This is a genomic window from Bartonella sp. AU15XJBT (assembly GCF_028618615.1).
GTDB lineage: Bacteria > Pseudomonadota > Alphaproteobacteria > Rhizobiales > Rhizobiaceae > Bartonella.
The window spans coordinates 1-10,160 of sequence record NZ_JAQITG010000035.1 but is presented as its reverse complement, the minus strand read 5'-3'; the positions used below and the strand labels follow the sequence as shown (position 1 = coordinate 10,160).

Annotated in this window: 5 protein-coding genes and 1 pseudogene; 5 read left to right on the top strand and 1 reads right to left on the bottom strand. The window is 36.9% G+C overall.

All coding sequences use genetic code 11. The annotated features are described in order from the left end of the window. The 5 genes and pseudogenes from PVV57_RS08975 to PVV57_RS08955 all read left to right on the top strand — a co-directional run. Positions 1 to 1,232: HNH/ENDO VII family nuclease (locus PVV57_RS08975; RefSeq protein WP_273783920.1), on the top strand; the 1,232-nt coding region annotated here is incomplete at its 5' end. Positions 1,233 to 1,297: 65 nt separating this feature from the next. Further along, positions 1,298 to 1,876 carry an SMI1/KNR4 family protein gene (locus PVV57_RS08970; protein ID WP_273783919.1) on the top strand — a complete coding sequence of 193 codons (579 nt, stop codon included), beginning with the start codon at positions 1,298 to 1,300 and terminating at the stop codon, positions 1,874 to 1,876. Positions 1,877 to 1,971: 95 nt separating this feature from the next. Continuing rightward, positions 1,972 to 4,546: pseudogene (locus PVV57_RS08965) on the top strand (DUF6990 domain-containing protein). 89 nt (positions 4,547 to 4,635) lie between these two features. Then, positions 4,636 to 4,980 carry an HNH/ENDO VII family nuclease gene (locus tag PVV57_RS08960; protein WP_273783917.1) on the top strand — a complete coding sequence of 115 codons (345 nt, stop codon included), beginning with the start codon at positions 4,636 to 4,638 and terminating at the stop codon, positions 4,978 to 4,980. Between the two features lie 271 nt (positions 4,981 to 5,251). After that, positions 5,252 to 5,722 carry an SMI1/KNR4 family protein gene (locus PVV57_RS08955; RefSeq protein WP_273783916.1) on the top strand — a complete coding sequence of 157 codons (471 nt, stop codon included), beginning with the start codon at positions 5,252 to 5,254 and terminating at the stop codon, positions 5,720 to 5,722. A 644-nt stretch (positions 5,723 to 6,366) separates the two neighbouring features. On the opposite strand, the gene PVV57_RS08950 is transcribed toward PVV57_RS08955, so the two are convergent. Continuing rightward, the coding region (locus PVV57_RS08950; protein WP_273783914.1) for a type ISP restriction/modification enzyme at positions 6,367 to 10,160 on the bottom strand (3,794 nt) is incomplete at its 5' end.

Below are 10,160 nucleotides of genomic sequence, written 5' to 3'. Positions count from 1 at the left end.
CAAAGATTGATGCGCAGTTTGCTGACTTTAGAGAGCATACCATTGATGTAGCGCGTGCTGCGGGGGGCTTTGCTGCCGCCCTTGCTGGTGGCAATGTTGATGCCGGCGCTGATGCTGCAGGCAATGCCGCAGAAAATAACTACCTCAGCAGTGCTCAACAAGCTCAGATGGAAAAAGAATTAAAGGAATGTCCTGACTTTTTATGTCAAGCAAAAGTGACTGCGAAGTGGAATGCGATTAGTGCAGGACAAGATATAAGCTTTGGGGCTGGTATGGTTGCTGGTGTACCGGCTGAAATATACGATACGGTTGATGGTTTTTTGCAAATAATCAGTTCTCCTACGGTTGGTGACTTGATACAAATAGCCAAAAATTCCAAAGAGATTTTGAAAGCGCTCAAAGATTTCTTCATCAGTGGTAAGGTTTTGGCTACCCTTGGGCATGCCTTTGCACAGCCCTATGTAGATCGCATTAATAAAATGGAGGAGGAATATGAGCGAGCCGGTGCCGGTGGTTCCTTTAATGCTGGTCTTGAATTCGGACAATTATTGACTGAAGTAGCAACGCTGTTTTTGGGAGGTGCTGGAGCAGCTAAGGAAGGTATACAGCTTGGCGAAAAGACAGTGATCAAGTTCAATGCTATGAAAGATTTTGCCCAATTTGCTTCCAAGAAAAATCTTGCCAAACTTGCAGCTCAAGGAGATCCTGACAAACTTGCGGCGAAGAAAGAACTAACCAAACTCGCTGCTAAAGAAAAAAAGAAGTGGTTAAAAAAGAAACCCACTAAATTTACCGATAGCAAATTTGGTCAGACCTATACAGTTTATCGGAGAGACGATTTGTTTGATCCTCATGCAAGGGTTAAATGGACTGAAAAAGGGGACACGGTATGGGGCACAAATGTTGAAAGGAGAAAAACAGGAAGAGCACCTATAGGGTTTGATGGTAAGCCTGTTGAGTTGCATCACCTAAATCAAACCCCTGATGGACCCTTAGCAGAAATGAGCCATGAATTTCATAAAAAATATACTTCTGTGATTCATGCTAATCCAAAAACACATCAATCGCTCATAGATAGAAAAAAATTTGAGAAGCAGAGAGAGGAATATTGGAAAGAATACGGCAATGGGCATGGAGAACAAAAAAACAGTAGTTTAGGAGGAATAATCAATATGAAATGGGGTATCATAGGTATAGATTTTGATAGATGGGGACAGGAGCATCGGCAGTAATGCTCTACGGTTAATTGAAAAGAGAAAAAACAGAGACTTATAAAATAATTGATGGAGAATAATTGATGAAAACCTATACCTTAGATGATGTTACAGTATTAGTTGATAAATATGAAGGTGATATTGTTAATTTTGCTAGCAAAGATAAGCAGGTTGATGATCTCGTGATTGAAAAAGCTGAGGAAATTCTTGGTCTGCAATTCACATCTTCCTATAAAGTTTTTTTAAAACATTATAAAGGCGGGGACATTGGTGGTTATGAAATCTATAGGCTTTATAAGGAGTGTGGAGAAGATATTCCTTTTGATGATATTGTTTTCCAAAATTTAAATGATAGAAAACGTGGTTTCGCAACACCAGAACAGCTTATCGTTTGTGATGCTGCTTTTGGTGAAACCTTTTACTTTGATTATACACAGTTTAGGGATGGTGAATGCCCACTCTATGTCATGCTTCCATCTGAAGATTGCGAATATTACGCTAGTAATTTTTATGAATTCCTTTGCAAAAGAATTATAGTACATGCGGGAGAAGATATACTTGATGGTGAACAACCAATTGAAAAGATTGAGAACACTCCTAGTCCGAAACCTATCCCTTTTTACAAGCATTTTTGGAAAAAACTATGGAAAAGGGGAAATTGATGCTGAGGAAATATCTAGTCTTTCTAGAGAACTTCAGTATTACACAAGTAATTTTTATGTAAAAGAATTATGGAACATGCTGGGGGGTAATGACGATGCAAACTAAAGATGTCACAGAGATTTTAAAAAGACTGGGCTGGGAGCCTTATCGTGATAACGTGGGGGATACTTTTGCGCATTATCATCTTCCTGACCGCATTATCGGTATTGGATATAGTGTAAAAAATTATGGAGAGAGAGGCAAAGAGTTTTTGCTTTCGGCTGATCTCACCACCGCTGCTTATTGTCTTGGCTGGGAATATTCTAGAGGTGAAAAATCACAGCGTAAATATGGAGATGTGCTGTTTTACGCGAAGGAGGATTTTAATGTTAAAGCTCCAGATCTTTCCGAAAGCCATATCACAACCGCTTTAAACAAAGTGGTTGCATGGGCGCAAGCACAGGATATTGAAAAAAAGTTGTGCGAGGAAGCTGCTGATCATTCTGCCGTTGCACAAGCATTACTTGGTGATATGGAGGCTTTAAGGAGTGATCGATCTACTCCAAAACTATCTGTGCCAGAATTTGCTGATTATAAAACAATGACATCGGATGATCGCCTGCTTTTTTTTTGCGCAAGCCTATAAAAATGGGGAGTTGGATGATATTCTAACGCGCAAAAAAACCAAACAGCGCTCGATAAGCCTCACAGCAGCAATGCGCGTTCTTAAAACACAAGGGTGGTTTGCAACGGAGCCTGGAAAAATGTGGTTGATTTTGCCCGACCGCTTTATTCAATTTGATTTTGGTTTTATACGTCTCCATGACAATTACAATGTCCGTATTGAAGCTGAAATATCTAATGAAATGATTTCTGTCGCTTGCAATTGTATTCACTATAGTGAGGAATATTGGTGCGTTTCTCCTACAAATATTTATAATTCTTTTAATACGATTGGGGGGGGAATTTTTAGTGGTTTTGGTAAAGGCATTGATATTTGTGTAGAGACATTAGATGAGCAAGAGCTTATCAAAATCTCTAAGCGGATAATACAGTGGGCGCGTACCCAAGATTTACAAGCATCAATAGAAAGCAAAACACTTATCCAAAAATATAGCTACAATATACGTATAGTCTGGCATTTGGCTTGTTTAGCATTAACAGGTCAAATTGATGTCCTGAAATCTTATCAAAGTTTTTTAGAAGCAGGTACAATTTCTGAGATTTTGGATGACAGTGAAGTAGAGAGATATATTAACCAGGCTGTTCAATTTTCCGAAGAATATCTGAAAATCCTTAATGAGCGAAAAGCCATAGATGATCGTCTTAGTTTGCAAGATTTGTCTTTTCTTAATACAGTTTCTGAAGACTTAAAAAGGATGGACTGGACAGTCTATCGTGATAAAAATTACAATTGCAATGCTTATTTTATAACGAAAGATCGTATCATTAATATAGTGTACGACCTTGATAAAAAAGGAGAGACACCATTTGTTACCTTCAAGGTTTCTCTTTCAACACTTGGTTTTTCTACAGCTTATCGATCTATTTTCATCAATACTCCCCAATATACCGTTCTTAAAGAATTAGAAGATGTGTATACTGTGTCTGGTAATGAAATTGATGAAGGTAAACTGAAGCAGATCTGTGCGGATATTTTGTGCTGGGCTGATCGACAAAATGTGAATCAAATCATCTATGATTATGCAGCTTTGCCAACAAACAGTGAATATGATCTTATAATGCGCCATTTTATTGCGCTTATTCTTATTGGGGATGTTGAGAGGCTTAAGTTTTATAAAGAGAATTTTAAAAAGGGAAACTCTTTAAGCTTTGTGAAAGGTATCACGAAATATACAATCGACAACTCTCTTACGCTTGCACGGTGTTATCGAGCAGGTTTTCCGAAAAATGCACCGATTTTGAGCTTGGATCCACAAACAGCATCTGTTGCTTCTAAAAAAATTTCTGTTGAAGTGGCAGAGGAAGTGGATGAAGCGGATGACAATGATGATCGTCTCACCATGGAAAGTGCTCATGCACTTTTAAAAAGCCTAGGCTGGTCAAGCGAGAAAATCAATGAAGATGACTATATGGCAAGCTATCAATTGGCTGATCGTGAAGTAGATATTCTTTATAACGACGAAATTGCCAAAGACTACCCGCAATTTGATAGCGCCTTTTTGATTAGCACGGGCATTCTTTCCACCGCTTGTCAATTCATTGATCCTACCTACACGGAAGATATTCCAGATATACAGCTTAATTTTGAAGCCAAGGGATTAGAAATCTTTGAACCAGAAGTTACTGCGGATCGCTTAAAGCAAGCGCTTGATGATGCGCTAGAATGGTCGGTAACAGACATTGACCTTTCTAAAAGACTTCGCTCTGATTATGGCACTGCTCCTTGGCAACGGGATGCAACGTCTAAAGCAGATAATACGGATTATGCTTTACTTCATCTTGGCGCTCTTGCTTTATTGGGTGATGTTGAGACCTTACAATCTTATCAGAAAAGCTTTACGGCAGGGGATCACCTAGGTTTTGACGAGAGCATCAATAAAACCCACCTTGAACGTGCATTAGCTTTAGGCAAAGAAGTAGCAAAGGTGAAGCAAGTGAGCTACGCTTTAATTAAACAGGTGGCAAAAGATTTTGATAGTCACTCAGAGCTTTCTAGCGAGGAATAACCTCCTTCTTGGAAGGAGAGTTTATTTAAGTCTATTTAGAACAAAGAATACATTGATTATTTTGAAAAAATTGAAGGGGCTTATGAATCATGAAATGGATAAAGAAAAAAATTATGGGAGCAGCTGAACCTGTGGAATTTAAAGGTAAAAAAGTTTATCAGGAAGATGAACTGTTTGAGTCTGAAACAGTTTCTTCTTGGAAAGAAAAAGGACAGATAGTAACAGGTACAAATCTGGAAAGAATGGTATCAGGAAGAGCTCCTATTGGAGTCGATTGTAGGCCTATTATGTTATATCCTATGACGCAAGAAGGTCCTATGGCTGAGGTTCTCTACTCATTTTATCAAGACAAGAGTTTTGTTGCGCCTATGAAGCCAAAGACAAGTTTTATCAGAAAAGTTATTTGTTGGATTTCAAAAAAAAATTCTAAGTAGGAAAAAAAGAAAAAGTAATTATTGCAAATATTGAAATAATGTCACTAAAAGGTGCTCTCTAAGCTTTAATGATCATCCCCTTTAATTCCATCATATATTGTAAATGCGAGATGATTTTACAGAGACAGATGAGAAAAGAGCTCCTTCAAGAACATGTCTCTTATGATTTTATCAATCTCGTCCCAATTCCATTGGCTATAGTAGAAAAAGATTGATCACTAGAAACACTCATTATGAGTAAAAACACGCTGTGACTTATGGAGAAAAATTTATGAAAAGTTATACTTTATCAGATGTTGCACAATATGTTGATATGCATAGTCATGTTATTAATTTTGGTACTCAAGATAATGCACCTGATGAGGTGCGAATTAAAACAGCTGAGAACACTCTTGGTTTACAATTTACCTCTTCCTATAAGAATTTTTTAAAAAATTATGGAGGAGGAGAAATAGGAGGTGAAGAAATATTCAGTATTTATGAAATCTGTTCTGGTATTCCTGCTGGTGATATTGTTTACCGAAATTTACTCGATAGAAGAGATGGTTTTACGCATCCCAAACAGCTTGTTGTCTGCACAACTGATTTTGGTGAAACCTTTTATTTTGATTATACGCAGTTTCGGGATGGTGAATGCCCACTCTATCTCAAGTTTCCACGTGATGATCCCCAGTATTACGCAAGTAATTTTTATGAATTTCTCTGTAAAAGAATTAAAGAGTATGCGGGGGAAAATTCATGAAAACCTAAACCTTGGATGATGTTATACAACTAGTTGTTAAATAGGATAATTGTTATTTATAGTCTGTTATGAAAACATCTAAAGAGAGAATAATAATTATAGAGATCAGCAAAATCCCTTTTAATAGACTTTTGTCATTTTTGTCAGTTCATTCTAGCCCCTATAGTATTTTTTTTAATGAGAGAAAATTAAAAACATTATATTTCAATGTGTTAAGATTTTACAGATCTTTAAAAAACAACCTCTATTGATAATACAACCTCTAAATTCAATCAATAATATATGTTTTGAGGGGGGGGTTACGATTTTTACACCTTCAAAACCTATAAGAAAATGAATATATATAACTTTGTTTAAACAAAGCTTTTGAAAACAATAAAACTATCATTTTAGATTACGGTATAACCTCTTAAAGCCAATGTAAAAGAAGCGTATTCTGTTAAGAGTGGATTTCTTAAAAATCTTAAAGCAATCAAAATAAGAGTATCTAAAAGTGCAAATGATTTCTTTTTAGAATAATGCATATAAACACTCTTTTTAAAGATTATATCTAATCAACTTAACAAGAGAGGTATAGATTATGGTTATAAGCTCTATACCCCTTATGAGTTTATCATACCCGTTATGTGAGCATGCTTTATAAGTTATTCAGTTTCTCTAATTTCTAATTTTGGTAAATTCTTAACGATTTTCATTGTCTCTAAACTTACAGTAATAACCCTTTGGAATAACTCTAATGGATAAGCAGGGTTGCCAATGGTTTCAACAGCATAACGATTGGCATCATTTACAATACCACTCTTTTTATCAGTCTTAACGCATTGACGCCCCATAACCCATTCAAGAGCGGGCTTGCCATTGACGATATACTCATAAGCCTCAAGAGGGATATCTGTCATGATGATATTGCTGTTATAAATGACAGTTGATTTATCTTTCTCTTTACCTGCTTTTGCGAATTTCATTTCTGTAACGTAATAGAATTTTTCAGAATTAGAGATCTTTGTTAATTTGGGATTACCCTTTTTAAAGGTCACTGGATAAGGCTCTACATCTTCATAATTTACGTGCAAATGACCGAGTTTACGCCCCGCTGTTACAAATTTCCAAAAATCATCAGCAGTTTTTACACAAGGAATGCGAGGCAACTCTTTACATAAATTATGAGCATAACGGGTACGGTAATCTTCTGAGTGTAAGATTCCATAAACGTAATAGAACAAATCATCTTTCGTAATAGTTTCATTCGGATAAGCTGCTTTAAAATGTTCTAATCCCGCATCTGTAATGGCATCACGGCGTTGTAAAGCAGAGGTTTTGTTTTCTTCTGTAGAGTTTGTAAATAAATGAGTTTGTTTCTTGTTTCTATCTTTTGAGACCATAGTGTCTTCATAAATATATCTTGGAAAGCATTGACTATTATCAATTACACATACGTCAGGCAAATTTTTAGTCATAAGAACAGAAAAGCCACTTCGTGCTCCCATAGAAGAAACTTGTATTGCTTTATTCTTTACTGCTTGCACTATAGGGAATATACGCGTTTGGTAAGCCCCATCACAGTTAAGAGCAGAATCACTATAAAGCCATTGCCTTGTAAAAGGACGATACAAACTTTTGGTAAGACAATTTTCCTTAAAGTTTAAAAACTTTCCTTTTACTAAATCTTTTTTAAGATTATAACTCCAACTTATCTTTTTCTCATCTGTATTGATAAAATCATTTACAGCCTTTTCACGTATTTTATGATCAGTATGTGGAGTATCATTAAACCGTTCTACTTCGCTATTATAGAATGTAATCATATTATTCATGTTTTTCTTTAAAATTTCACGGTTTGAGTTATATGCCCACGCATCACGGCTCGTCATAATTCCACGAGAATAAGTTTCAAAAAGCTTTTTATCATGCCCTCTTTTAACGCCTAAAGCTAAAAATGCGTTGAAACTGTCATCACGTTGATGAATCCAGTCACCATGCTTGTCTGGTGTAATTATTTGCCAGCTTTGTTCATGGGTAATACCATCAATACTGCAAAATTCGTCAAGGATCTCAAGTTTCCTTTTAGTTGTAAGATTACTACCAATGTCGTGATAGTAAATTTTACATGATTCAGTCACATTGGGATTTTTGATAAAGAGCGTTATAGCGATACCAGTCATACTACCATTGCCAAAAACATTTTCTCCTTCTTGAGCAGCACCATTACTTAACATATTTTTACGAATATCCCCCCGTAAATTAAGCACATAAATACTCGTAAATTCTTTGGCTAAAGATTTTCGTAAACTGTCCATTGTTGACTTTTCTATATAACCAGAACCAGAAACAAAACCAATTACCCCCGCATTATCAATACGGTCACTAGCCCAACGGATAGCACGAATATAGCTATCATAAAGTGCTCGTATATTCGTTACTTTCGATTGAGCAGCATAAGTTTTACGGATACGTTCATCTAATATGGGATAAGGGCTGTTTTTTGCATTATCATTTTCGTTCTTTTGTCCTACGGAATAAGGAGGATTGCCAAAAATAACTTTGATATCCAGTTTTTTCTGGTGTTCCAAATATTCACTGTTTTCTTTAAATAATTTTTGTAACAAGTCTTTCTTTTCAAGCATCCGAAACGTATCAGCCAAACCAATATGCTTGAAAGGAATATACTCACCTTTCATAAGACTATGATAAGTCGATTCAATGTTAATCGCTGCTATGTAATAAGCGAGTAAGACAATCTCATTGGCATGGATATCATGACGGAATTTATATTCCATATCCTCTGGTTTAATGAGATTGGATTGTAAAAGCCTTGTGATAAAGGTTCCTGTTCCCGTGAAAGGGTCAAGAATGGAGACACCCCGTGAACCCAAGCTTTTTCCAAATTCATTGCGTAAAACATCATCAACAGAATGAATGATAAAATCCACTACCTCAACGGGCGTATAAACAATCCCAAGCCTATCCGTGGTTTTCTTAAATGCCTTGGTAAAAAAATCTTCATAAAGCTTGATAATAAGGTTTTGTCTTGCTTGGGGGGAGGTAATCCCAGAGGCACGGAATTTCACACTGTCATAAAACTCTTGTAACTCTTTTGATACTTGCTTGATATTGGTTTTATCCAACTCAGCTAAAATCTTTTCCATCGCTTGTGAGATAGCATTGTTTTGTACAAATTCATTGCCATCAAACAAGGCTTCAAACACGGGACGCGTGACAAGATGTTGTCCTAACATCTCAAGCGCTTCCTCTTGTTTGATTTCACTGTTTAAGTTGTTTTTTAGTTCTTTATGAAAGCTCTCAAAAGCATGATAGGCTTCATTGTTTTCATCAGCAAGCAGGTTTTGAAGATGGGTGATATGGTTTTGAGCAATCTCAGCAACATTACCCGCCCAATTTTCCCAATAATCCGCAATGGCAAATTTCTTCGCAAGAAGGGTTTTAAGGGCATTGGGAAACTCTTTATAAAAGGGCAATCTCATTTGCCCTTTATAACTATGCTGCGGTTCAGGAGCGGCTTTTCCAATCTCAAGCCCCATATGTTCTGATTTCTCATGGATATGGAGTTTATCCTCAATCGCGGTCATGCTCTTTAAGGCAGCAATCTCCAAAACATCACTAACGTCTTGACCTAAAATCATCTGGTTAAGGGTGATTTCAAAATTCTCATCATGAGCAAGCAAAGCATTGATCACTTGCCAGACAACACTGTATCTTTTGTTATATTTTAAAGCCTGTTCAGCAGAAACCCCAGCAGGAATCCCAACAGGTAAAATGATATAGCCTCTTTTTTTGCCCCGTGCACGACGCATGATCCGCCCCACCGCCTGTATCACATCTACAGGACTTTTACGCGGGTGTAAAAACATAATGGCATCAAGAGCAGGGACATCCACCCCTTCAGACAGACATCTTACATTGGTGAGTACACGGCAGGTATTTTCCCCCGCATCTTCCTTAAGCCAATCAAGGGCTTTATGACGTGTTTTGGCACTTTGTGTTCCATCAATATGATCAAAGGTACAGTCAAGAGGCGGGGTCTCTTTATAGATCTTATGAAGATCATACAATTCTTTTTGTATTTCTTGAGAATTGAAGGTATCACGGATACGTTCAGAGGTTTTGATATCTTTACAAAAAGCCAAAGCCCGCCGCATGGGATTAGGGTCATCACTCAGATCGACCTTTAGATCTATTTTAGCAAGGGCTTGATAACAGCCTATGATTTTGGTTTTATCATCAAGGATAAGTTCATAATTCTCATCGGTCATCAGATGTTGAATGGATTGACTGACTTCCTCTTCATTAACACCCAAAACAATAATCTTATAAGGTGCTAAAAGTTCATTCTGAACGGCTTTTGAGAAGCTGTAGGTATAAAGTTCTTTTCCATAGAGCTCTTCATCATCCATAGAGGCGAGAACGGCATTGATCTCAT